The following is a 23,737-nucleotide window of genomic DNA, read 5'->3' as shown; positions in this document are numbered from 1 at the left end:
AAAACAAAATCACCCTAAAGGATAAACCTTTAAGGTGATTTCTAACTAAACCTCAATTATAATATTATAGAGAAAAACCAAATGTTAAAAACACATCTTCAGAATCTGGATTCACAGTAAATGCAGCATTTACAGGTAAACTGAAAGAATCTGACAATTTAATTTCTTTAGATGTACCAATTGATAAATTTATTAATCCTGAACCATCTGTATAATAATAGCCATTATCATCTCCAAACACACCACCAACTGCAAAACTTAAAGGAGTACCTCCAATTTCAGTTTCATAACTAGCTTCAACATATGTTGAATACGCAGATTTTTCATCTAAACCATCCATATATTTAATAGCTCCACCAAAATTAGTAGCAACTGTTATACCAATTGGACCAGAGTATGAAAGCATTGCCTCAAAAACGTGACCAGCATTATATGGAAAATAACCTCCAGATCCTTCACCTGGAAAGAAATAATCTGTAACTGTAACAGAAAAAGCATCACTAAATGCATAAGACATATATAAATCTGCCTCATTTCCAATTCCTAAACCACCTAAATTATATGCACCCCAAGCTCCAACTGAAAAATTTCCAGCAGATAATTCTATATAAGGCTGAGCACTTGCGCTATTACCTCCCAACTGAATACCTCTCCAGATATAACGAGATTGCACATCTAAACCTAAATCTAAAGAAGCTCCTGACTCCTCTTGCGCATTCATTGCCGTTATTGATAATAATGCTACAAAAACTAGTACTATTTTTTTAATTGTTTTCATTCTTTTTAATTTTAATTAATAATAACTATTTGATTGATTGATTTTTTTTTGATTGAATAATTTACCTATTAAATTCTAATTATTATAAACATTTGATTTATGCTCATGAATATCTAAACCATCTACTTCTTCTTCTTTTGAAACTCTCAACCCTACTGTTTTCTTTAATATAAATAACAATACAAACGCACAGGCTATAGCCCAAGCTCCAATTGCAAATACTCCAGTTGCTTGAACTCCTAATTGATGAAAACCTCCACCATATAATAAACCACCGTCTGTTGCAAATACACCAACTAATAATGTACCAACTGCACCACAAACACCATGTACTGATACAGCACCAACTGGATCATCAATTTTTAATTTTTTATCAATAAACTCAATTGAGAATACCACTAACGCACCTGCTATGATTCCAATAATAAATGCTCCCATTGGGCTAACCGCAGCACATCCTGCCGTTATTCCAACCAAACCTGCTAATGCACCGTTCAATGTCATTGAAATATCTGGTTTCCCATAAATTCCCCAACTTACAAATAATGCAGTTATAGCAGCTGCAGCAGCAGCCAAATTTGTAGTAATAACAATACCCGCAACAGCAATTGCATTATCTCCAGAAATAGCTAACTGAGAACCAGCGTTAAATCCAAACCATCCTAACCAAAGGATAAACACACCTAAAGCACCAATTAATAAGTTATGCCCTTGTATTGCATTTGATTTTCCGTTTGTATATTTTCCAATTCTTGGTCCTACCATAAATGCCGCTACTAATGCAGCCCATCCACCAACTGAATGCACTACTGTTGATCCAGCAAAATCAATAAATCCAAGATTTGTTAACCAACCTTCACCTTGCCACACCCAATGTCCTGAAATTGGATATATAAATACGGTCATTACTAACGAAAAGATTAAATATGTTGTAAATTTTGTTCTTTCTGCAATAGCTCCAGAAACAATAGTTGCCGCTGTTGCTGCAAATACGGTTTGAAAGAATAAATTGTGCATATTTTCCGCATCGCTAAAAAACAACGAAGGACTTCCTACAAAAGCTCCAATTGTATCACCATACATAATTGTATACCCAATAGCCCAAAAACCAAGACTACCTATACACAAATCCATTAAATTTTTCATTATTATATTTCCTGCATTTTTTGCTCTGGTAAAACCAGTTTCAACAAGCGTAAAACCAGCTTGCATAAAAAACACTAAAATTCCGCTTATTATAATCCACATTAAGTCTAAAACACTATTAGTATCCATAATATTTATTTTTTTTAAGATTAAATTGATTTTTTATTATTTTAAGGCGTCAGAACCTTTTTCTTTTGTTCTTATTCTATATGTTTCCTGAATATCAGAAACAAATATTTTACCATCGCCCACCATACCAGTGTATGCAGTTTTAAGCAATACATCTATAGTTCTATCTAAGAAAGGATCAGAAACCACGATAGATAAATACCTGCGTTGAATATCTGAAGTACTATAACTAACACCTCTATAAACATGGCCTTCTTTTTCATTACCAACACCGGTAACGTCCCAGTAACTAAAAAAAGTTACACCTATTTGATGCAAAGCTTCCTTTACTTCATCAAATTTTGATTTTCTAATAATTGCTTCAATTTTCTTCATAATAAAGTGATTTGTATAATTGATTTCGAAACAAAAATATATTTATTTTTTTTTACCCCCTAATTTTTTAGGGGTGTATATTCTATTTTTGCATTTTATTTATTTTTACCCCTTTTTTATTGTAGGTATAAAAATATAACTTCCTGTTTTTATCGAAAATAATCGAAAAAACAAGATTTAAAATCAATTCTGTATATAAATTTGAAGAATAAACCTCCTTTTTAAGGCTAAAATCCATTAAAAAGGACTGAAAAATAAACTATAAAAGATGTAAAAGTGTAGATTAATAAATTTAAGCGCTCCCTATTGATAAATGAATTGTTGATTTTTTTAAATAAAAATAAAGAATGTAGCAAAGGAACCACAGAAACAAAAAAAAAAGGAACCATCATAAATATGCGATTGCAAATTATTATTTATATTAGTTCTACAGTCTACAACCAAACAAAATAATAAACTCAAAAAAAATTTCGCTTAAAAAATACTATATATTAAGGTGTTCAGGAATAATTAAAAATGTATTAGTAAAACATCTAATAATTCTTCTAAATGAACCCACATTGTTGTTTTATATTACATCACTATAATACGTAAGATTAAGTAACTTTTGAAGTGTTTAAAAGTTACTTATTCCTAAAAGGTAAAAAACCTAACAGATTAAAATTTAATTTTTTCAGCATCAATCCAGTTCCATTTCCCTTTAACAACTCCTTTTTCTAAAGTTAAAACACCTGGATTTGCTCTTATGATAGTTTTTAAAGTAGTTTCATCACAAAAAAGCATATCAAATTTTAAATCGAACTCTTCTTTAATATCAATAAACTCATCATTTAAAGATGCAGATAATGCGTATACATTATAACCGTTTTTTAAAGCTTTGTCGGTAACCTTTTTAATTGCATCGAATCCATCTCTATCACTTCTACTAATATTATACATTACTATTAACATAACCTTATCATCAGCTAACACTTTGTCTGTTAAATTTTCCCCTTCATTAGATTCTAAATAAAAATCGTGAATTGGAGGCAATTCAGTTCCTACAAATTTCATTCCTTCAGGAATACTTTTTCCAATAGCATATGGCCTAAAGTCGATAATTGGCAAATGCACTAATACATAATATGTAATATATAGAAATGTTAAAAACGATAAAAAGGAAGTCCATTTTGCAATATTGGCACTTATTATAGGTTTTATATGGCTATTTTTCCATACTAAAACAAGAATAAAAACAATAAGCACAACGTTTTTATAAAAGGTTCCCCAAGCAGATAATTTAACGGCATCTCCAAAACAACCACAATCAGTAACTTTATTATAATACGCAGAATACCACGTTAAAAACAAGAACACTAAAATAATTAACAACAAACTCCAAGATGTAAATTTTGGTAAATAACCTACTAATAACATAACACCTAACATAATTTCTGCCATAATTAACAGTATTGAAAAAGGTAATGCGTATGGAATTAAAAATTCTAGATTTAAAACATCAAACCCAAAATATTCCTGAAATTTATAGGCAGATCCTAACGGGTCCACCAACTTTACAAAACCTGAAAAAATAAATGTTAGCGCAACAATATACCTTGAAATTTGAACTACTATTTTCATCTTAATTTTCTTTTAAATGGATTAAAGCAAACACGGCATAATTAATCATATCTTGATAATTAGCGTCAATACCTTCAGAAACAATGGTTTTTCCTTTATTATTTTCAATTTGTTTTACACGTAATAATTTTTGAAGAATTAAATCGGTTAAAGAACTCACACGCATATCTCGCCAAGCTTCACCATAATCGTGGTTTTTATCTTCCATTAATTTTTTAGTAATTGCCACATGTTTATCATACAAATCAATAGCTTCATTCACTTGTAAATCTGGCTGGTCTACCACTCCTTTCTCCAATTGAATTAAGGCCATTATCGAATAATTTATAATTCCAATAAATTCAGACACTTCTCCTTCATCTACCTTTCTGGTCGAATTTTGTTGCAGTTGACGAATGCGTTGCGCTTTAATAAAAATTTGATCTGTTAAAGACGGTAATCTTAAAATACGCCAAGCGCATCCATAATCTTTTAACTTATTACTATATAATGAGCGGCATTTTTCAATAACCTCGTCGTATTGTTTTGAAGTTTGTTGCATGTAACTTTAAATATTTACGTAAATTTCGAACAAATTTAATGAAATTAAAATTCAATTACTCATTTATGAAGAAAGTTGCAGTTTTTTGTGGTTCAAGCTTAGGATTTAAAGAAATTTATAGAAATGAAGCTACTAAGTTAGGTGTTCATTTTGCTGAAAACAATATTGGTTTGGTTTATGGAGGTGGAAAAATTGGAATGATGGGCGTTATTGCAGATGCTATTCTAGAAAAAAAAGGAGAAGTAATTGGTGTTATACCTGGTTTGTTAAGACACGAAGAAGTTGCTCACAACAATATTACTGAAATGATTGTTACCAAAACAATGAGTAAACGCAAGGTAAAAATTAGCAAATTAGTTGATGGATATATTGCGCTGCCAGGTGGATTTGGAACTTTAGATGAAATTTTTGAAGCGCTAACATTGGGTCAGCTAGGAATTGAAAAAAAACCAGTAGGATTATTAAATACCAACGGTTTTTTTAATTATTTAATAAAACAGTTAGATGTAATGGTTGCTGAAGGTTATTTAAAACAATCTAACAAAGAAATGCTTATTGTAAGTGAATCTGTTAATGACTTAATTACTAAAATGTTTAATTACCAAGCTCCAGAAATGTCTAAAGTAATTAATAAAGTAGTTAGATAATGAAAAGTATAAATTGTAACGGAAAATTAATTGACCTTTCCACCCCAAAAGTAATGGGGATTTTAAATATTACTCCCGATTCTTTTTATGATGGAGGAAAATTTAATAGCACCAATACAATTATTTCTCAGGTTGAAAAAATGCTAAGCGAAGGAGCTACTTTCATAGATATTGGCGCATATTCATCCAGACCAGGCGCAAAAAATATTACCGAAGAAGAAGAATTAAGCAGAATTGTACCAATTGTTGATTTATTAATTAAAGAGTTTTCAAACATTTTAATTTCCATTGATACTTTTAGAAGCAACATTGCGCAACAATGTATTGCTAAAGGCGCGTGTATTATTAATGATATTTCTGCTGGAAATATGGATCCAAATATGTTTGCCACCATTGCAAAACTTCAAGTTCCTTATATAATAATGCATATGCAAGGTACTCCTCAAAACATGCAAAAAGATCCAGTTTATAATGATATTATAAGAGAAACTCTATTTTACTTTTCGAAAAAAATTAACGATTTAAGAAATTTAGGCATTAACGATATAATTACCGATGTTGGTTTTGGTTTTGGAAAAACTCTAGAACATAATTACAAATTACTAAATAATTTAGAGCTGTTTAGCCACCTTAATACTCCAAATTTAGTAGGAGTTTCAAGAAAATCGATGCTTTATAAACCTTTAAATATTGAACCAAACGAAGCATTAAACGCAACTACCACTGCAAATACTATTGCTTTATTAAAAGGAGCAAATATTTTAAGGGTTCACGATGTTAAAGAAGCAGCTGAAGCCATAAAAATAGTTGAGCTCTTAAAAACTAACTAAATGAAAAAATTAATAATACTATTTTTTACAATTATCTTATTAAGTTGTAGTAAAAAAGAAGTCAAAATTCCGGTTTTGGCAGAAAAAGGAGTTCAAGAAATTTTTAACCATTCTCAAGTTTGGTTTTTCTTTGAAATAAAAAATAACGATACAATTGCCGATTTAAATAGGAAAAATACAATTAGCACAACACATTGGATTTATAATATTGATAAAAGATTGCCTTTAAAATCCATTATTCCTTCAATTATACAATTGCAATACAAACACGCAAATTCTTTACATTCAGAAGAAGGAATGCATGATTATTTTAGTTATTCCGATTCTATCTCTAAAAAATTGTCGTTTCTTGAATTTGATACTGTTATTTTTAAAACAGATAGTTTAATTTCAAAGTTAGAACTAAAACAACACATTGAAAACTATAAAAATTACAACAATATTCATATTACTTTCAATACAGATTATACTTGGATAAACGATTCGAAAATTGAAGCTGATGAATTTAAAAATACGCTGCTAGAGTTTATAGATTTTTCTTCAGAAGGAAAACAAACCATGCTTCATTTAAATTTCAATAAAAACTTAACCTATCAAAAATATTTATTTTATAAAACAATGATAGTATCTTTAAAAGCACCACACATTTTAATTGATACCAATGAATATGTTTTCGATCAAAAAAAAGTTCCAGATTGTGGTTGCGAATAACTGTCTTGTGTGCAATCTTTTTCCTATTTTTACAAAAAATTACTAACTAAATGCTCGATTTTTTAGACTTTACTTTTTTAGATGTTTTAGATATTCTACTTGTTGCTACCTTGTTGTATTATATTTATAAATTATTAAAAGGAACGGTTGCTATTAATATTTTTATAGGAATTGCATTGGTTGTTGTAATTTGGAAAATTACCGAAGCATTACAAATGAAAATGCTAAGTAGTTTATTAGGAACCCTAATTAGTTTAGGAGCAATTGCCTTACTTATTTTATTTCAGCCAGAAGTTAGAAAGTTTTTGTTAATGCTAGGTTCTACAAATTTTACAAATAGAAAAAGTTTTTTAAAACAACTAAAGTTTTTAAATACTGAAATTCACACCGCTATGAATGTAGAAGCTATAGTTGCAGCTTGCGAAACTATGGCAACATCAAAAACAGGAGCGCTTATAGTTTTAGAAAGAACTCATAATTTAGATTTTGTAAAACCAACAGGTGATAAAATGAATGCTGAAATTAGCACTCCTATTTTAGAAAGTATTTTTTACAAAAACAGCCCACTGCATGATGGTGCTATTATTATTAAAGAAAATTACATTATTGCAACACGTATTATACTTCCACTTTCAACAAAATCGTTGCCTTCTCGTTTTGGATTAAGACATAGAGCAGCAATTGGAATTACAGAAAAAACAGATGCTTTATGTTTGGTAGTTTCTGAAGAAACTGGAAAATTATCGTATATAAAAAATGGAGAATTTGTATTGTTTAAAAACACCAACGAACTTATTGAAACCATTCGTTACGATTTAACATAAGACTTTCTTATAAAATACCGCTTAACTTTTAAATAGTGCGTTTTTGCAACTCTTTTAAACCTGTAACTACTTTCTACCCTTTAATTTTTTTTTAAGCTTTATAATTATCCAATAGCTTCATGCGCAAATTGCATATCGTATAAATTTTTATAAAAACCATCTTTAGAAAGTAACTCTACATGAGAACCCTGTTCTACAATCATCCCTTTATCCATTACTATTATTCTATCAGCCTTTTTAACAGTAGTTAACCTATGAGCAATTATTATTGAAGTTTGATATTTTGTGATTTTATCTGTGGCAAGTTGTATTAATTTTTCTGAATACGAATCTATACTGGAAGTAGCTTCATCTAATATTAAAACACTCGGCTTACTTACATACGCTCTTAAAAATGCAATTAATTGTCTTTGACCTGCCGATAACATAACTCCTCGTTCTTTAACATTATAATTATAACCATTTGGCAAACTAGCTATAAAATCATGGATTCCAATTTCCTTTGCAGCCGCCATTACTTCATCCAAAGAAATGTTATTATTACTTAAAACAATATTATTATAAATGGTATCAGAAAAAAGGAATACATCTTGTAAAACAATTGCAATTTGTTTTCTTAACGAAGCTAAAGTATAAGCATTCACATTATTTCCGTCAATACAAATTTCACCACTATCTATTTCATAAAATCTGTTAACCAAATTAATAATAGTCGATTTTCCTGCACCAGTAGCTCCAACAATTGCCACTGTTTCGCCTGCTTTTACTTCTAAATTAATTCCTTTTAAAACTTCCTCTCCTTTTATATAACTAAAATGAACATTTTTAAATGAAATATCTCCTTTAAAATGTGTGGCTTCTAAATCGCCTGTTTTATTAATTCTACTTTCAGTATCCAACACTTCAAAAACACGATCTCCTGCAACCATTCCCATTTGAAGCGTATTAAATTTATCGGCAATTTGACGTAAAGGTCTAAATAACATTTGCGACATCATAATAAACGCAATAATTTCACCTGCATTTGTTCCTCCATTTGAAACAACATCTAAACCGCCATACCAAACTAATAAACCTACAGCTATTGATGATAAAATTTCCGCAATTGGAAAGAAAATAGAGTAATACCAAACAGTTTTTATATAGGCTTTTTTATGCTTATCGTTAATTTTCACAAAATTATCATACTCAATTTTTTCTCTATTAAAAAGCTGTACAATGTTCATTCCTGTTACTCTTTCCTGAACAAAACCGTTTAAATTTGCCACTTGCAATCTTACTTCTTGAAAAGATGCTTTTATAGCAATTTGAAATATTTTTGTTGCATAAATTAAAATTGGTAAAACTATAAACGAAATTAATGCCATTCTCCAGTTCATCCAAAGCATAACAATTGCAACAACAACCATTTTTAAAATATCACTTACAATCATAAACAATCCTTGCCCAAAAAATTGCGCAATTGTCTCAGTATCCGATACTAATCTGGTAACTAATTTTCCTACTGAAGAATTATCAAAATATGTCATTTTAAATTGCAACATGTGTTTTTGCAATTTTATTCTAATATCTTTAATAATATGTTGCCCAAGCCAATTTACTTTATAAATAAAAATAAACTGTAAAAACACTTCACTAATTAAAAAAACGGCCATTAAAATTGAATAATTTACCAGGCCTTCTTTATCCTTATTTTCAAGATATACATTTACAACTTTTTCCAATAAAATTGGTTTCACAACAGAAACTAACGATAATAATATGGCAGAAAAGGTTCCAATTAAAAATTGTAAACGATAGTTTTTTGCAAAACTCATTAATCGCTTAAAAATAACTGGATCAAATGCTTTTCCTGTAACTTTTTTACTCATTTATAAACACTGTTTTTGGGTATTCTACTTTGGTTAAAAATAATCCTTGCGCTGGCACAGATGGCCCGGCATTACTTCTATTTTTACTTTCAATAATTTTTTTAAAATCTTCAATAGATACTTTTCCTTCTCCAATTTCTAACAATGTACCAACTACAGCTCTAACCATATTTCGTAAAAATCTGTCTGCAGAAATATGAAAAATTAAAAATTTATCATCTTCAATCCATTTGGCATTTGAAATTTTACAATTATATGTTTTCACATCTGTATTGGAACGAGAAAAACATTGAAAATTAGTGTAAGTTAACAAAATTTCAGCCGCCTCATTCATTTTATCAATATTTAACTTTTTATTAATAAGTTGCCAAGTTGTTTCTGTTAAAAAAGGATTTCTTCCTCTAAAAATACGATACTCGTAACTTCTGCTAATAGCATCAAACCGCGCATGTGCGTCATCCGTAGTTCTTAAAATTTTATGCACAACTATGTCGTTTGGCAATATTGAGTTTAGCTTATATAGTACTTCATCAACTTTAAATTTATGGTCTAAATCTACATGGGCAAACATTTGTGCTGCATGTACGCCACTATCGGTTCGTCCAGCGCCCAACACATCTATTGTTGTTCTAAAAATAGTAGATAATGCTTTGTTTAAAAGTTCTTGAACACTAATAGCGTTTGGTTGGTATTGCCAACCATGGTAATTTGTTCCTTTATATGATAATTCAATAAAATATCTCAACTGAAATGTTATTTTTGCACAGTTGCAAATATACAGCATATTTACAATTTCTATATTTTATTACTAAATGAAAAAAATTTTACTCCTTTCGGATACTCACAGCTATATTGATGATCAAATTTTAAAATTTGTAAAACAGGCTGATGAAGTTTGGCATGCAGGAGATATTGGATCTTTAGAAGTTATTGATACTATAAAAAAAATTAAACCCTTAAGAGCTGTTTATGGAAATATTGATGACCATTTAATTAGAACTGAATTTCCATTAGATTTAAAGTTTACTATTGAAAAAGTTACTGTATTTATTACACATATTGGTGGGTATCCTAATAGATATGAAGCTAGAATAAAAGAAGAATTAACCAACAATCCGCCAAAATTATTTATATGCGGCCATTCTCATATATTAAAAGTTATTTATGATAAAAAACTAAATATATTACACATGAATCCTGGAGCAGCTGGAAAACACGGTTTTCATAAAGTTAGAACCATGTTGCGGTTTGAAGTAAACGAAGGTAATATTTCTAACCTTGAAATTATAGAATTGGAAAAACGCTAATAAATTATTGGAACAGAAATAAAAATTCGAGCTCCATTATTTGTCGATGACAATTTAATTATACCTTTTAATACACTTAGTCTTGCTTTAATCTGACTAATCCCAATTCCATCTTGTTCCTGAATTTTATTTAAATCAAAGCCAACCCCATTATCACTTATAACAATTTGTAAACTTCCTTCAATTTGACCAACTTTAATTAAGCCTTTGGTTGCTTTGCTATGTTTTAAAATGTTATTTACTAACTCGGTTACTATATTAAATATTTTAATTTCAAAATTTTGCTCAAATCTTGTAATATTTTTGCTTTCACACGATATTATTAAATTTGAATTTGATGATTTTTCACATAAATCTTGAATTGCAACTGCCAAACCAAACTTTAATAATACAGCAGACATTAAGTTATGTGATAAATCTCTAATTTGTTCTGATGCTTCGTTTAAAATAGTTTGAGACTTTTCAATTTCATCAGGAACATTACCAATTAATTGTCTTTTACAAGCGTATAAATGTAAATTTGCTGCGGAAAGCAATGCACTAATATTATCATGTAACACCGATGCAATTTTCTTTCTTTCTTCCAATCTACCATCTAAAGTTGCTGCTAATATTTTTAGTTGTAAATCGCCCTTAATTTTTTCTACTTTGCTTTGGTGCACCAAATTTTCTTGTTCAATTTGAAGCGCATAATTTCGTTTACGTAATTTAATAATTTTATAAAGCACATAAATTCCTATTAGCAAAATAAATATAGCCAAGGCTAAGCCGTACGACAAATACTCTGCCTCTTTCCTTTTTACTTTTTCAATTTCAGCTTCTTTTGCTTTTGATGCTACTTTATATTTTGATTCAATTTCAGCAATTTCTTTATATTTTAATTCTTGGTTTAAAGAATCATTCAACGAAAAATATTTATCTTGGTATTCAAAGGCTTTTTCAAACTGATTTAATCCGCTATAAGCATATGCAATATTTATATAAGATGTGCTTCTCGTTTTTTTTTGAAGTTCTTCTTGTCCAAAACCAACTAAAGAAAGTGCTGATTCAAATGTTTTTAAAGCTTCTTTATAATTTCCAGTCATATAATAAATTCCACCCAAATTATTTAAAATTCCGGCTTCAATTTCAGTATTTCCAAGAATTCTTTGATAATTAACAGCTATTTTAGAATGCTCAATAGCCTTTGGATAATTTTCTTTTAAATAATAAATTCCAGAAAGATTTGCGTGTACTTTAGCCTTTAAATCGTAGTTTTTTTCAATTTTATTACCAATAAAAATAGACTTTTCATAATTCACCAACGCACTATCTATCTGTCCTTCATTTTGATAATTTCCGCCTTTTTTAAAATAAATAATTTGATTTTTTACAAGATCACCTTTTGCAGATTTTAAAGCATTATCTAAAAAAATATTGGATTTTTTATAATCGCCATTATTCCTATAAACGTCTGATAGCAATAAGTTTGATTGCGAAATTAAAGGTAAATCGTTTTTTGCAGTCGCTTCTTTTAATATTATATATAATTTTTCAAGCGCTACTTTTGTATTTCCTTGTTTTAATAATTTTTCAACAGACTCTATTTTTTCATCATCAGAAAAAACCTGCAAATCAAAAACAGGACTTAAATTATTTGAAAATAAGTATTGGTTATTAACAATAAAAACACTGCTAAGAAAGACAACCCAAAAAAATACTGTTTGTTTAAGCATATTAAAATAAAATAATTACTAAGATACTTAAACTAAGTCATTTTTAAGTGCATAAATAGCTAATCCAACAACATTTTTTACATTTAATTTTGCTATTAAATTTTTTCGATGCGTTTCTACGGTATTTACAGAAATATGTAACTCATCGCTAATTTCTCTTGAATTGTATTGCCTAGCAATTAACTGAAGTACTTCTAATTCTCTTGGCGTTAATGAACTAAAAAATGGGCCATCTTGTGAAATAAAATCGTTGGATTGAGATTGATTGGTAAAAGTGCTTAAAAGTTTTTGTTGAATACTTTTTTCAAAATATTGTTCACCATTATTAACTTTATTAATAGCTTCAACTATATGTTCTCCTGCACATTTTTTAGCTAAAAAGCCTACAGCGCCAATTTTTAACACCTCTTTAATAAGTTTTGTATCATCATAGCTTGATAAAACAATAACTTTTGGTTGAAAATTAAGTTCGTTCAAGTTTTGCAGAACTGCAATTCCATCTACTTTAGGCATATTAATATCTAACAATAAAACATCTGCCCTATTAGCAGTAAACCATTTTAAAACATCTTCGCCGTTGTTGGAAAAACCAACAACTTCAATATTTTCTTCAGCAGATAAAACTGCAATAATCCCATCAATTAAAATTTGATGGTCGTCTGCAATATGAACTCGAATCTTTTCCAATTTTTTCCTCATTTCAAAGATATTTAATTAGCAAAATGTATATATACCCAAAAGTAGTGATATTTTTTTATCACTGAAAACCGTTAGAAGTAAAAAACCATCTCAATGTTAATTGAAATGGTTTTTTTGCACATAATATACTAAGATGTTAGGATTATCTTAATCTATCCACAGATTTTACAAGTTCTTCATCCTTTTTAATTGCTTTATTAGCTAACACAACTAATGCAATTGATAAAATAGGAATCACTAACCCAATACCTTTCTCAGAAACAATTGTTTCTCCAGATAAATTTTGTGAAAAATATATAAGAATACCTAATAAAATAAAGTTTATCAAAATTGAAAGCCTTCCTATAACAAATTGTAATTTTCTATTTTTAAAAATAAAAATAGCTACAAATGTTAAAAGGGCTGATAAAAAAAATAAAACTGGAATAATTTGTATCAATAAATTATCAGACACAAAAGAATCCATTGCAAAAAACGAATTACTTTCCACATCTTTCCATAAATCAAAAAAGAAAATTAAACCACTTGAGGCTAATGTTGCCAACAATAAGTATATAGTTTGAATTCTTTGAATCATTTTATTTTTTTATGAGCCACAAAAATACATTTTATTTTTAAAGAATTAAATTTTACTTTATAAAATTATTTCTTATATTTGCCTAATTGATACACAACATTGTATACAATAACTACAACTAAAGCAATTATTCACCACATTGATTTACTTACAAAAAAACTCTTAATTAAATAAGAAGTCCAAATTAATAAATTAACAATTATTATATTTTAAAAATAATGTTTGAAATTTCGCAACTAAAGGAAAAAACCCTTTTAGAATTACAAGAGATTGCAAAATCTATTGGAGCAAAAAAATTTAGCCAACTTAAAAAGTTAGATTTAGTTTACGCCATACTAGATATTCAAGCCGCAACTCCTGCAAAAGTTAACCAAAATGAGTCTTCAAACGAGGGTAAGGTTAAAAGAAAAAGAATAGTTAAAAAGGCTAAACCAGTAAAAGAAAGCCCAGTAACTGCAGCGCCTACTCCTATTCCAACTCCTGAAGCTCCTAAACAGGTTGAATTAGATTTAAAACCTGAAAGCACACCAATTACAAAACAAAATCTTCCAAAAGAAAAGAGGTTAAAACCTCAAAAAGTAGCAAAAAATATTGAAAAAACTGTAGAATCAAAAACCATTGAAAATACGGAAATTGAATCTAAAGCTACAGAAATTACTGGTAGTGCAGAAAACGCACCAAAAAGTGAGGTTTCTAGTAATACTCCTGTAAAAAAGGAAAAAACGAATCCGAACCAACAAAACAAACCAAAAAACCCAAATCAGAATAAGCAACAAAATCAGGGTAATCAACAAAACAATGCTCCTCAACAAGGTAATCAGCCAAGAGAAAAAGGGCAACGTAAAACTGGTAACAGATACAGAGATCCTGATTATGAGTTTGATGGAATTATTGAGAGTGAAGGTGTTTTAGAAATGATGCCTGATGGTTATGGATTTTTAAGATCATCTGATTATAATTACCTATCATCTCCTGATGATATTTATTTATCTCAATCTCAAATTAAACTATTTGGATTAAAAACTGGAGATACTGTAAAAGGTGTTGTTAGACCACCAAAAGAAGGTGAAAAATATTTTCCTTTAATTAGAGTATCAAAAATTAACGGATTAAGTCCTAATGTTGTAAGAGACAGAGTTTCTTTTGAGCATTTAACACCTTTATTTCCTCAAGAAAAATTTAATTTAGCTGGAAGAAATAGTACGCTTTCCACTAGAATTATAGATTTATTCTCACCTATTGGTAAAGGACAAAGAGGTATGATTGTTTCTCAGCCAAAAACTGGTAAAACAATGTTATTAAAGGATATTGCAAACTCAATTGCTTCTAATCATCCTGAGGTTTATCAAATAATTTTATTAATAGACGAAAGACCAGAAGAGGTAACAGATATGCAACGTAGTGTTAAAGGTGAAGTTGTTGCTTCTACTTTTGATGAACCTGCAGAAAAACACGTAAGAGTTGCCAATATTGTTTTAGAAAAAGCAAAAAGATTGGTAGAATGCGGACACGATGTTGTTATTTTATTAGATTCTATTACACGTTTGGCAAGAGCATATAATACTGTTGCACCTGCCTCAGGAAAAATATTATCTGGAGGTATTGATGCAAATGCTTTACACAAACCTAAACGTTTCTTTGGTGCTGCACGTAACATTGAAAATGGTGGATCTTTATCTATAATTGCAACAGCACTTACTGAGACTGGCTCTAAAATGGATGAAGTTATTTTTGAAGAGTTTAAAGGTACTGGAAATATGGAGCTACAATTAGAACGTAATATTTCTAATCGTAGAATTTATCCAGCTATAGATCTTGTAAAATCTAGCACTCGTAGAGACGATTTACTGCTAGATCCTAAAACAATACAACGTATGTGGGTATTAAGAAAATACCTTGCTGATATGAATCCTGTAGAAGCTATGGAATTTATTAAAAGTAAAATTCAATACACCACTTCAAACGATGAGTTTTTAATATCTATGAATGGATAATTAAAATAATAAAGCATAAAAAAAGCAGCCAATTGGCTGCTTTTTTTATGCTTATAAAGAAGTAAAATTAAAAGAATTTAGCTCTATTATCTACTACATCAGACTTTTCTTTCAATACTTGAAATAACTGATAACTTCTACCACTTAATTTAGTGCTTACTTGTTTACGGAAGTTTTCGTAATTATCTAACTTAACAGGTTCTGTTCTATTAGTAACTTTAATCATAAACACACCTTTATCTCCTTCAATTAAATTTGAAACTTCATTTAATTTAATAGTTGACATAGCTCCAACAACTTTTGGCTCATTACCAACTCCTGAAATTAACGGACTTGCTAATGTAACAAGAGAAGCACTTGCAACAGTTGTATTTGCATTTTTAGCAACTTCTTCTAAAGTAGCTCCTTTCATTTTTTCTTTTAAAATTGCAGCTTTTTTACTGTTCACAATTTCTGGTCTAATTTGAGAAATTATATCAGTAGTTAATTCGTTACTATCCTTTTCTGCTTTTCCTTTAAGTACAGCAACTAAATATCCTCTGTTACCATTAACATCAAAATCAAATCTTTTTGAATCTCCCAATTCTCTACCATTTTCAAATGCCCAAGTAACTATTGAACGTTGATTTGATATACCAGGTAAGTTTTCGTCTAACGATTTTAAATTCATTGCAGACAGTACAGAATAGTTATTTTCTTTTGCTATATCTTCTAAAGAACCTCCTTCAGCTAATTTAGAAGCTAATGTTTCGGCTTTTTCAAAAATTAAATTTTCAGTTTCTTCTGATGGCTCAATTAATCTTGAAAAGGTTGCTAATTTTACAGCCTGATCTATATTTTTTTGTTCATCTACACTAATTACATGATAACCAAAAGCTGTTTCAACAACTCCCATAGTACCTGCATTATTTTTATAAATAAAACTAGCAAAATCTGGATCGAAAGATTGAGAGAATGCTTGATCTTTTCTAATCCAGCCAATATCTCCACCTTTTCCTTTTGTTCCGTCTGAATTTATTTCATCAGCAATTTCTGCAAATTTTGTTTTATTACCTTTTACTAAGGCATAAATACTATCTGCCATTTGTTTTGCTTCTTCTTTTGTTTTTAAAGATGTTGATCTTGTTGCTCCTGCAAAAGGTATAATAATATGACTAGATTTTACCGAATCAGCAATTTTAGTAACTTCTAAAACTTTTGAAATTTTATAAGAACCGTTTTCTTTGTAAGGACCTACTACATCATTAATTGCAGCTGAAAAAATTTCTTCAGAAATAGTAATTGGCAATTGATTTTTATAGATATAAGTTTCACTCATTGGCGAGTCAGACTTATTATCATTCATAAAAGACTCGTAATGTGTAGCGGTTTTTAATCCAGGAATAACCACCTTAGCTTTTGCTGCAGTACTATATTCCTCTCTGTCATTAATATAACTTTCTACAAGAGTTTTAACATCATTTTCATCGCTCTCTGATGCAACTATATCAAATTTAACATACTCTAAAGAACGTGAAGCTTCAGACTTAAAACGTTTTGCGTTTTTTTCTAAATATGCTTTCATTTCTCCTTTAGAAACGGTTATAGAACTTTCATTAATTGATGTATAAGGAAGATACACATATTGCGCATCCATTTTTGTATTTTGGTATAAATATTCTCTTTTACCTTCTGCAAATGACGCTCCTAAACCTGCACTTACTAAAGTTGTATATGCCTGACGCTCTAGGTTTTGTTTAATGCTTTTTTCAGTATTTAACCAATTCATCCAAGCTTCGCTATTTCCAGCTACAGACTCATCTTTTAAATTAGCTATGTATTCTTTTAGCATTTCTTCATCAAACAAATTGGCTTCATTTCTAAACATTGGTGAATTTTGAACTTCTGGTAATGATACCATAGCATCCCAAATATCTTTTTCACCAACAACTATACCTGCTTTCTCTAACTGAGCAGCAAACATTTTTTCACTAACCATTGCGTCCCAAACAGCATTAACTGCTTGCATTTGAGTTGCTCTACCTCCACTTTGAGTTCTGTAAGCTTCTACTTGTTGTGCAAATTCTTCTCTATCTATATCTTCTCCATTAACTTGCCCTATAGCATTCACTTTATTGGAACTGAAAAAACTTTGAATTGAGCTTGGATCAAGTACAAATGCAAATAATGCTAATCCTACAATAAGGATTAGAAACATTGAACGATCTCTAATTTTTGATAAAATTGCCATTATATTATTTCTTTTATTAACAGTGTGCGAAAATACAATTTTGAATTTAATTATGAAAGTGAAATGATTAGAATTAACGGCTTAAAAAGTAGGATTTTAGTATTATTTTAAAATTAATCGTTTTTATCTAACACTTTCACGTAAACTTCCATAATTTTTGAAGAATCAACCTTTTTCATTTTAAAATGAAGATTGTTAATTTTAATAATTTCATCTTGTTTTGGTATGTCTTCATTATGATATACAATAAATCCACCCAAGGTTTCATAGGCTTCATTTTCTTCTATATTTAAATTGTAATTTTCATTTAAATAATCTACCTCTAACCTTGCCGAAAATTCAAACTCTTTGTTATTAATTTGATTTTCTAATAATTCAACGGTATCGTGTTCATCTACTATTTCCCCAAATAACTCTTCAATTATATCTTCTACCGTAATTACTCCAGATGTACCGCCAAACTCATCTAAAACAACAGACATACTGCGTTTCTTTTTAATTAAAATGTTTAGCACATTATTAATCATCATACTTTCTGGAACAAATTCAACAGGTAATAAAATTGATCTAATATTTTTTGGTTTTTTAAATAGTTCAAATGCGTGTGCATACCCTAAAATATCATCAAAAGATTCATTATAAACCAAAATTTTTGAATAACCAGTTTCAATAAATAATTTTTTTAATGTAGCTATGCTTTCATTAATATCAACAGCTACTATTTCAATTCTAGGAATCATAATTTCCCTAGCTTTAACGGTATCAAACTCTAATGCGTTTTGAAATATTTGAATTTCAGAATCCACATCATCATCGCCATTTGAATGTTCTAATTGTGTTGATATGTATTGACCTAATTCTTCTTTACTAAACTCAGTTTGCTGAATATCTATATCAGAATTAAAAAATACTCTTAAAAAGAAATCAGAAATAGCCGTTATAAAATTAGATATATAATGAAAAATAATATAAAAAAAGTACGTTAACGGCGCAAATAAAAGCAAGGTTTCATTGGCATAAATTCTAAAAATTGCTTTTGGTAAAAACTCAGCTGTAATTAAAATTATTATGGTTGAAACAATTGTTTGAATAATTAATAGCGAAATTTCATTTAAAGTATCATGTGGCAAAAAACCCATTAGAAAATCGCCCATAAAAAAACTATAAATAACCAAAGCAATATTATTACCAACCAACATAGTTGTAATAAACTTAGACGATTTAGCGGTTATTTTAGTTAATATTTTTGCAGTAATTCCTTCTTTCTTTTTTTCTAATTCTATTTGAAATTTGTTTGCTGATACAAACGCTATTTCCATTCCAGAAAAAAAGGCTGAAAATAAGATTGAAATTAATATTATAGCAATATCAAATCCCATTTATTCTTTGTTTCTATTTTGAAATTTATTTCTGAATCTTCTTTTAAAGAAATACATAAAAATTGCAACTATAGCAAAAAGCAACATTAAGTAAGATTTGTCTCTGTCTATATTCCAATGCAGTACAGTTTCTACAATAAAAACAATAGCAATTAACAAATAACCGTATTCAAATATTTTCCAAAATTTATTCATATTATTCTTTTATTTCTATTACACCACTTTGGTTTTTTACCCACCATTTTTTTAAATCTTCTGATGCTTCAAAGCCAATTCCATAAATTGTATCTGACGGAGTGTAAAATACAAATCTTTTTTCAGTAAAAAAATAATGCGTTTTTTGATCCCAATAAATCTCATCGGTAGTTAATTTTGTTCGCTCTTTATGGTTAATAATCACCACATTGTTTCTAAGTTCAGAAACTTGAGTTTTAGTATAACTTTTAGAATATTCTCCTTCTATAGTAACAGAATCTTTATGTTTATCAATAGTTGTTATTTTTAATCCTTCAGGAAATTCTGAGTAGGGATGCAATCTTCTATTACTAAAATCATACATTACAGGGGTTTGCATTTTTAAATCAACTCGTCCGGAATCTGTATGCATATGATTAATATTAAAAGACTCACCAATAGGTAAGTTTTTATCAACTAAAAAATCACGCACTTCTTTGGCATCATTTTTACATGAAAAAAACATTGCTGTAAATAAAATTACAGCAATGTTTAATATATTTTTTACAACTGATTTTGTCATTCAACAAATATAATCAATTATAGTATTTTACAACTATTTATTAAGGAACTCTAACTGTTTCATTTATCCAACATCCAATTTTAAAAGATGTTCCAGATTTTACACCTGCCACAAATAAATCTTTTGTAGTTGGAATGTTTTCAGAATAGCTTGAAATATATTTATTTGCGTGTCCACTAATACTTGGATCTACAGATTTTGCTTTATATGCCATATTTAAGGCAGCAACATATACCATTCTTTTAGAAACTACATCGTCTCCACAAGAGTTTGCACTTGAAGCATACATACTTGCAATTAACAAATACGCTTTACCCATTCTTGGTGCATAATCTAAGGCTTTATAGCAATAGCTTCTTGCTTCAGATTTTTTACCTTGTTTATTTAAAATTCGGGCAACTTTATATAAATTTCCTGCTTTTTTATAAGAATCTGTTTCTTGGTCAATAGCTTTTTTAAAATATTCCATTGCCTTATTAGTTTCTCCTCTACCCATTAAAATATCAGCATAAAAAACCGAAGCTGTTGGAGATGGATCTGCATGAACATAAGCTTCTACTAATTTTGGATAGAAAGGATCAGATGTACACTCTTTGTTGTACATTCTAGATACTGCTCTTCTTAACCAAACTGCATCGTTTTTATACTGCTCAAAGTATTTTTTATTTAATGGAATTAAATTCTCACAAGTTGAAATTTCAGCTAACTGAGCATCTAATCCAGCTTCAACCAATTCAACATTTTCTAATATCTGTTGATATGTAGAAAGATTTTTAGTGTCTCTTGAAGTTATTAAAGTTGAGTCTTTCCCTTTAATTTCTTCAATTTTTCTAACATAAGTATCTCTCTTTAAATCTAATCCTTCAGAAACTCTATCGTAAGTTTCAAAAACAATTTCTGGAGCTTTAACTTTATGTCTATTTAAAATAATATCAAAATATTTATAAATATTTCTAGCAGTTACAGCTGTAGCGTCGGCTTTAAAAGCTTTTTCAATCCAAGTAAATATTTCATCATCAGAAGCTCCTTGATCAGTTTTAAAACTAGCAATATCATTATAAATATCTGCTGCATCATCTGGATAATGTTGTAATCTTTGATTATAAACTCTCATTACTAATTCTCTTGCCGCAGGTTTATCTGCCTCAGCCGCTCTTTCTAATCTATCTTCAGCTATTCTAATACCCATTTTATAAATATTAATTGATAATGTAGGACAATTATCCATACACCACAACCAATTTTCATAAGCTACGTCGTACTTTTTAGAGCTGTAATCTCCCTTAAAAAGATTGTATTTTATATAACAATCATTATTATCTTCTTGAGAAAACACAACCGATACCGAAACTACTAAAAATAGTATTGTTAAAATTTGTTTCATTTTTTTCATCATCTTGTTTGTATTAAAATATTTCTAATTTTCTAAACCATTTGTCGTTCAACGAAAGACTTAATCTAAAATTAAAGTAATTCTCTTGAACTAAACCTTTTTCAGTTTCTCCTCTCTTACCAAACTCAAATCCAATATTTAAATTTGATAATTGATTGCTAACTGGTAATCCTACTCCAAAAGATATGCCATAATCATCAATTGCCGTAAAATCATTTTCAATTCCTGAACCATTTACTAATAATCCAGTTTTCTCTAACTTAATACCAGCTCTATATGTTACTCTATCCCAGTAACTTGTAATTGAATTGTATTTTGGAATAAAAAAACCTCCCAAAGCAATTTTATTTGAATTATCGTATTTAATTTTTGAATAATTATTTAATACATTTCCATCCAACTTAAGTGCTTTTTGAAAATTATAGTCCAAACTAGCATACCATTTATTTTCTTTGCCAACACCAATACCTAATGAACTTTTTAATGGAGCTATAATTTTACCGTTACTCTCTTCGTTTAAAATTGTATCTCGCGGAATTTCATAGTTTCCAATTGATACAGAGTATAAGTATTTATTTCCATCTGATGTTATTTCATTTTCTAAATTAACATTTCCACCAAAGTGCAAATTTAAATTATTTTTTAATTCCTTTTTATATTGAAATCCAGTATTTAACGAAAAACTTTCTAAATTAGAAATTGTTTGGTATTTTGTAGCTCTAGAAACTCCTTTTATCTGATTTACAACACTATTATCTATTTTTCCAAACAAATAATTTCCTTGAACCCCAACACTAAACCCTTTAAAAATTTCAAAACCTACTGCTAAATAAACTTTATTTGTACCTCCTTCTCCATTATAAAGGGTAATTTCAGTCAATTCATCATCAACATAAACATTTGATGTTAAAGAATAACCAACAGATGAATATGGCATTAACCCAAAACCTAAACCTCCTTTTTCTCCTAATGGAACACCTAATGCCAAATAAGACAAATATGTTGTTGCCGCTTTTTGACTAATATCACTTTCTTTTACGGAAAGATTATTGTTTTCAAGACCTAAAGTATATGTGGTAAATTTTAAGGAAGATAATGAAGCTGGATTTGATAAGTTTAAATGTAAATTATCGTTTAAAGAAACTCCAGCACCTCCCATACTTAATTGTTCTACTGTATTTGAGCTACTAATATCTCCTATTCCAAAAAAAGAATATGCAGATGAGTTATTTTTTTGGGCAAAACCATTAAATGTAATAAATAGAGTTGTAAATACTACTATTATTTTTTTTACCATTTACTTTAAATTATAGATCAAAATTGAGTTTAATCCTTCTAACAAGAAATTAGGATTGGCAAATATGCTATTTTTTAATTTATTTAGCAAGAAATTAACATCGCCCCCTGTTAAAACAACTGTTAAACCTTTATTTTTTTCTTTGTATTTATCAATTACGGAATCTATTTCTCCTAAAACGCCATTTATAATTCCTGAATGAATGCTTGATTCTGTTGTATTGCCAATTAAATCAACATTATAATTTGGTTCTAACAACGGTAGTTTATTGGTAAACTGAGGTAAGGATTTATATCTCATTTGAACTCCGGGAGAAATTGCACCTCCATAATAATTTCGTTTAGCATCAACAAAATCATACGTAATGCATGTTCCGGCATCAATTACTAAAACATTTTTATTTGGAAAATTTGAAATTGCTGCTGCAATTAACCCTATTCTATCCACTCCAAGCGTTTTTGGAGTTTGATAATTGTTAATGAATGGAATTTTGGTGGAAGAATTTAGTTGAATTAATGAAATTTTACGTTCAATTTCATCAATTTCTATTTTTTTTAAAAAAGTTACCGAAGAAATTATTCCTTTTTTACAATTAAATTTTTCTATACCCTCTAAAACGTTATTTACAAAACCATTATACGTAAACACATCAAAATGAATTATTTCACTACCATTAAAGACAGCTATTTTAACTCTACTATTCCCACAATCTATTATTAAATTCATACTTTTTAAAAACAAGTTTCAAAAATACGACAGATTTTTTAAAAAATGTTTTGATTTGTATTAAAAATACATTTATATTTGCAACCGCTAACGCAAAGGTGCCTTAGCTCAGTTGGTAGAGCAAAGGACTGAAAATCCTTGTGTCCCTGGTTCGATTCCTGGAGGCACCACCTTAAAACCCTTGATTATCT

At 29.0% G+C, this 23,737-nt stretch carries 23 protein-coding genes and 1 tRNA gene; 7 read left to right on the top strand and 17 right to left on the bottom strand.

The window, feature by feature from the left end:
• Positions 1 to 64: 64 nt before the first annotated feature.
• From ABY298_RS05275 to ABY298_RS05255, 5 genes are all read right to left on the bottom strand, one after another.
• Positions 65 to 778 carry a TorF family putative porin gene (locus ABY298_RS05275; RefSeq protein WP_372744965.1) on the bottom strand — a complete coding sequence of 238 codons (714 nt, stop codon included), beginning with the start codon at positions 776 to 778 and terminating at the stop codon, positions 65 to 67.
• A 75-nt stretch (positions 779 to 853) separates the two neighbouring features.
• On the bottom strand, positions 854 to 2,053 hold the full coding sequence (locus tag ABY298_RS05270) for an ammonium transporter (RefSeq protein WP_372744964.1): 1,200 nt from the start codon (positions 2,051 to 2,053) through the stop codon (positions 854 to 856).
• Between the two features lie 36 nt (positions 2,054 to 2,089).
• Positions 2,090 to 2,428 (bottom strand): P-II family nitrogen regulator, encoded by a 339-nt coding sequence (locus ABY298_RS05265; protein ID WP_372744963.1) that lies wholly within the window; start codon positions 2,426 to 2,428, stop codon positions 2,090 to 2,092.
• A 657-nt stretch (positions 2,429 to 3,085) separates the two neighbouring features.
• Positions 3,086 to 4,048 carry a BT_3928 family protein gene (locus ABY298_RS05260; protein WP_372744962.1) on the bottom strand — a complete coding sequence of 321 codons (963 nt, stop codon included), beginning with the start codon at positions 4,046 to 4,048 and terminating at the stop codon, positions 3,086 to 3,088.
• A gap of 1 nt (position 4,049) precedes the next feature.
• The gene (locus tag ABY298_RS05255) at positions 4,050 to 4,589 is read right to left on the bottom strand and encodes a DUF1599 domain-containing protein (RefSeq protein ID WP_372744961.1); all 540 of its coding nucleotides are present in this window, start codon (positions 4,587 to 4,589) and stop codon (positions 4,050 to 4,052) included.
• A 65-nt stretch (positions 4,590 to 4,654) separates the two neighbouring features.
• Here ABY298_RS05255 and ABY298_RS05250 point away from each other — a divergent pair, with 65 nt between their 5' ends.
• From ABY298_RS05250 to cdaA, 4 genes are read left to right on the top strand one after another with little or no spacing between them, the layout of a single operon-like run.
• Complete coding sequence (locus tag ABY298_RS05250; protein WP_372744960.1) at positions 4,655 to 5,236, top strand: TIGR00730 family Rossman fold protein; 582 nt, start codon at positions 4,655 to 4,657, stop codon at positions 5,234 to 5,236.
• Positions 5,236 to 6,066 (top strand): dihydropteroate synthase, encoded by an 831-nt coding sequence (folP, locus tag ABY298_RS05245; protein ID WP_372744959.1) that lies wholly within the window; start codon positions 5,236 to 5,238, stop codon positions 6,064 to 6,066. Before ABY298_RS05250 ends, folP begins: the two co-directional genes overlap by 1 nt.
• On the top strand, positions 6,067 to 6,777 hold the full coding sequence (locus ABY298_RS05240) for a hypothetical protein (protein ID WP_372744958.1): 711 nt from the start codon (positions 6,067 to 6,069) through the stop codon (positions 6,775 to 6,777).
• A gap of 50 nt (positions 6,778 to 6,827) precedes the next feature.
• A complete protein-coding gene (gene cdaA / locus ABY298_RS05235; protein ID WP_372744957.1) occupies positions 6,828 to 7,601 on the top strand; it encodes a diadenylate cyclase CdaA in 774 nt (257 codons plus the stop codon).
• A gap of 104 nt (positions 7,602 to 7,705) precedes the next feature.
• Here cdaA and ABY298_RS05230 read toward each other — a convergent pair whose 3' ends face one another.
• Together ABY298_RS05230 and truA are read right to left on the bottom strand one after the other, a co-directional pair.
• On the bottom strand, positions 7,706 to 9,472 hold the full coding sequence (locus tag ABY298_RS05230) for an ABC transporter ATP-binding protein (RefSeq protein WP_372744956.1): 1,767 nt from the start codon (positions 9,470 to 9,472) through the stop codon (positions 7,706 to 7,708).
• Entirely contained in the window at positions 9,465 to 10,217 is a 753-nt protein-coding gene (gene truA / locus ABY298_RS05225; protein WP_372744955.1) for a tRNA pseudouridine(38-40) synthase TruA, read from the bottom strand. Before truA ends, ABY298_RS05230 begins: the two co-directional genes overlap by 8 nt.
• Before the next feature lie 67 nt (positions 10,218 to 10,284).
• Between truA and ABY298_RS05220 the strand changes: the two genes are divergently transcribed.
• Positions 10,285 to 10,779, top strand: coding sequence for a metallophosphoesterase (locus ABY298_RS05220; protein ID WP_372744954.1), 495 nt, complete (start codon positions 10,285 to 10,287; stop codon positions 10,777 to 10,779).
• Here the strand turns inward: ABY298_RS05220 and ABY298_RS05215 are convergent.
• The 3 genes from ABY298_RS05215 to ABY298_RS05205 all read right to left on the bottom strand — a co-directional run bounded on the left by ABY298_RS05215 (position 10,776) and on the right by ABY298_RS05205 (position 13,770).
• Positions 10,776 to 12,494: a DUF2225 domain-containing protein gene (locus tag ABY298_RS05215; RefSeq protein ID WP_372744953.1), complete on the bottom strand. Its 1,719-nt coding sequence runs from the start codon at positions 12,492 to 12,494 to the stop codon at positions 10,776 to 10,778. The two genes, ABY298_RS05220 and ABY298_RS05215, sit on opposite strands and share 4 nt — an antisense overlap.
• A gap of 27 nt (positions 12,495 to 12,521) precedes the next feature.
• Positions 12,522 to 13,193, bottom strand: coding sequence for a response regulator (locus ABY298_RS05210; protein WP_372744952.1), 672 nt, complete (start codon positions 13,191 to 13,193; stop codon positions 12,522 to 12,524).
• Between the two features lie 142 nt (positions 13,194 to 13,335).
• Entirely contained in the window at positions 13,336 to 13,770 is a 435-nt protein-coding gene (locus tag ABY298_RS05205; RefSeq protein WP_372744951.1) for a DUF4293 domain-containing protein, read from the bottom strand.
• A 218-nt stretch (positions 13,771 to 13,988) separates the two neighbouring features.
• Here ABY298_RS05205 and rho point away from each other — a divergent pair, with 218 nt between their 5' ends.
• On the top strand, positions 13,989 to 15,764 hold the full coding sequence (gene rho / locus ABY298_RS05200) for a transcription termination factor Rho (RefSeq protein ID WP_372744950.1): 1,776 nt from the start codon (positions 13,989 to 13,991) through the stop codon (positions 15,762 to 15,764).
• A 67-nt stretch (positions 15,765 to 15,831) separates the two neighbouring features.
• Here the strand turns inward: rho and ABY298_RS05195 are convergent, their stop codons facing one another.
• The 7 genes from ABY298_RS05195 to ABY298_RS05165 all read right to left on the bottom strand — a co-directional run bounded on the left by ABY298_RS05195 (position 15,832) and on the right by ABY298_RS05165 (position 23,546).
• Positions 15,832 to 17,994, bottom strand: a complete 2,163-nt coding sequence (locus ABY298_RS05195) for a peptidylprolyl isomerase (protein ID WP_372744949.1) — start codon at positions 17,992 to 17,994, stop codon at positions 15,832 to 15,834.
• Positions 17,995 to 18,107: 113 nt separating this feature from the next.
• On the bottom strand, positions 18,108 to 19,373 hold the full coding sequence (locus ABY298_RS05190) for a hemolysin family protein (protein ID WP_372744948.1): 1,266 nt from the start codon (positions 19,371 to 19,373) through the stop codon (positions 18,108 to 18,110).
• Positions 19,374 to 19,568 (bottom strand): hypothetical protein, encoded by a 195-nt coding sequence (locus ABY298_RS05185; protein ID WP_372744947.1) that lies wholly within the window; start codon positions 19,566 to 19,568, stop codon positions 19,374 to 19,376.
• Between the two features lies 1 nt (position 19,569).
• Positions 19,570 to 20,130 (bottom strand): LPS export ABC transporter periplasmic protein LptC, encoded by a 561-nt coding sequence (gene lptC, locus ABY298_RS05180; RefSeq protein WP_372744946.1) that lies wholly within the window; start codon positions 20,128 to 20,130, stop codon positions 19,570 to 19,572.
• 40 nt (positions 20,131 to 20,170) lie between these two features.
• Entirely contained in the window at positions 20,171 to 21,514 is a 1,344-nt protein-coding gene (locus ABY298_RS05175) for a hypothetical protein (RefSeq protein WP_372744945.1), read from the bottom strand.
• A gap of 22 nt (positions 21,515 to 21,536) precedes the next feature.
• Positions 21,537 to 22,820, bottom strand: a complete 1,284-nt coding sequence (locus ABY298_RS05170) for a hypothetical protein (protein WP_372744944.1) — start codon at positions 22,818 to 22,820, stop codon at positions 21,537 to 21,539.
• Positions 22,821 to 23,546, bottom strand: a complete 726-nt coding sequence (locus ABY298_RS05165; protein ID WP_372744943.1) for a type III pantothenate kinase — start codon at positions 23,544 to 23,546, stop codon at positions 22,821 to 22,823.
• A gap of 97 nt (positions 23,547 to 23,643) precedes the next feature.
• Between ABY298_RS05165 and ABY298_RS05160 the strand changes: the two genes are divergently transcribed.
• Positions 23,644 to 23,716 (top strand) — tRNA-Phe (locus tag ABY298_RS05160).
• The last annotated feature ends 21 nt before the right edge of the window (positions 23,717 to 23,737 follow it).

This window comes from Lutibacter sp. (assembly GCF_041596795.1).
Lineage (GTDB): Bacteria > Bacteroidota > Bacteroidia > Flavobacteriales > Flavobacteriaceae > Lutibacter.
The sequence above is the reverse complement of the archived record's forward strand: the minus strand, read 5'-3'. Positions and strand labels throughout refer to the sequence as shown.

Bases quoted from the DNA above. Each gene is read 5' to 3' on its own strand.
- ABY298_RS05275 (WP_372744965.1), bottom strand. From the start codon at position 778: ATGAAAACAATTAAAAAAATAGTACTAGTTTTTGTAGCATTATTATCA.
- ABY298_RS05270 (WP_372744964.1), bottom strand. From the start codon at position 2,053: ATGGATACTAATAGTGTTTTAGACTTAATGTGGATTATAATAAGCGGA.
- ABY298_RS05265 (WP_372744963.1), bottom strand. From the start codon at position 2,428: ATGAAGAAAATTGAAGCAATTATTAGAAAATCAAAATTTGATGAAGTA.
- ABY298_RS05260 (WP_372744962.1), bottom strand. From the start codon at position 4,048: ATGAAAATAGTAGTTCAAATTTCAAGGTATATTGTTGCGCTAACATTT.
- ABY298_RS05255 (WP_372744961.1), bottom strand. From the start codon at position 4,589: ATGCAACAAACTTCAAAACAATACGACGAGGTTATTGAAAAATGCCGC.
- ABY298_RS05250 (WP_372744960.1), top strand. From the start codon at position 4,655: ATGAAGAAAGTTGCAGTTTTTTGTGGTTCAAGCTTAGGATTTAAAGAA.
- folP (WP_372744959.1), top strand. From the start codon at position 5,236: ATGAAAAGTATAAATTGTAACGGAAAATTAATTGACCTTTCCACCCCA.
- ABY298_RS05240 (WP_372744958.1), top strand. From the start codon at position 6,067: ATGAAAAAATTAATAATACTATTTTTTACAATTATCTTATTAAGTTGT.
- cdaA (WP_372744957.1), top strand. From the start codon at position 6,828: ATGCTCGATTTTTTAGACTTTACTTTTTTAGATGTTTTAGATATTCTA.
- ABY298_RS05230 (WP_372744956.1), bottom strand. From the start codon at position 9,472: ATGAGTAAAAAAGTTACAGGAAAAGCATTTGATCCAGTTATTTTTAAG.
- ABY298_RS05220 (WP_372744954.1), top strand. From the start codon at position 10,285: ATGAAAAAAATTTTACTCCTTTCGGATACTCACAGCTATATTGATGAT.
- ABY298_RS05215 (WP_372744953.1), bottom strand. From the start codon at position 12,494: ATGCTTAAACAAACAGTATTTTTTTGGGTTGTCTTTCTTAGCAGTGTT.
- ABY298_RS05210 (WP_372744952.1), bottom strand. From the start codon at position 13,193: ATGAGGAAAAAATTGGAAAAGATTCGAGTTCATATTGCAGACGACCAT.
- ABY298_RS05205 (WP_372744951.1), bottom strand. From the start codon at position 13,770: ATGATTCAAAGAATTCAAACTATATACTTATTGTTGGCAACATTAGCC.
- rho (WP_372744950.1), top strand. From the start codon at position 13,989: ATGTTTGAAATTTCGCAACTAAAGGAAAAAACCCTTTTAGAATTACAA.
- ABY298_RS05195 (WP_372744949.1), bottom strand. From the start codon at position 17,994: ATGGCAATTTTATCAAAAATTAGAGATCGTTCAATGTTTCTAATCCTT.
- ABY298_RS05190 (WP_372744948.1), bottom strand. From the start codon at position 19,373: ATGGGATTTGATATTGCTATAATATTAATTTCAATCTTATTTTCAGCC.
- ABY298_RS05185 (WP_372744947.1), bottom strand. From the start codon at position 19,568: ATGAATAAATTTTGGAAAATATTTGAATACGGTTATTTGTTAATTGCT.
- lptC (WP_372744946.1), bottom strand. From the start codon at position 20,130: ATGACAAAATCAGTTGTAAAAAATATATTAAACATTGCTGTAATTTTA.
- ABY298_RS05175 (WP_372744945.1), bottom strand. From the start codon at position 21,514: ATGAAACAAATTTTAACAATACTATTTTTAGTAGTTTCGGTATCGGTT.
- ABY298_RS05170 (WP_372744944.1), bottom strand. From the start codon at position 22,820: ATGGTAAAAAAAATAATAGTAGTATTTACAACTCTATTTATTACATTT.
- ABY298_RS05165 (WP_372744943.1), bottom strand. From the start codon at position 23,546: ATGAATTTAATAATAGATTGTGGGAATAGTAGAGTTAAAATAGCTGTC.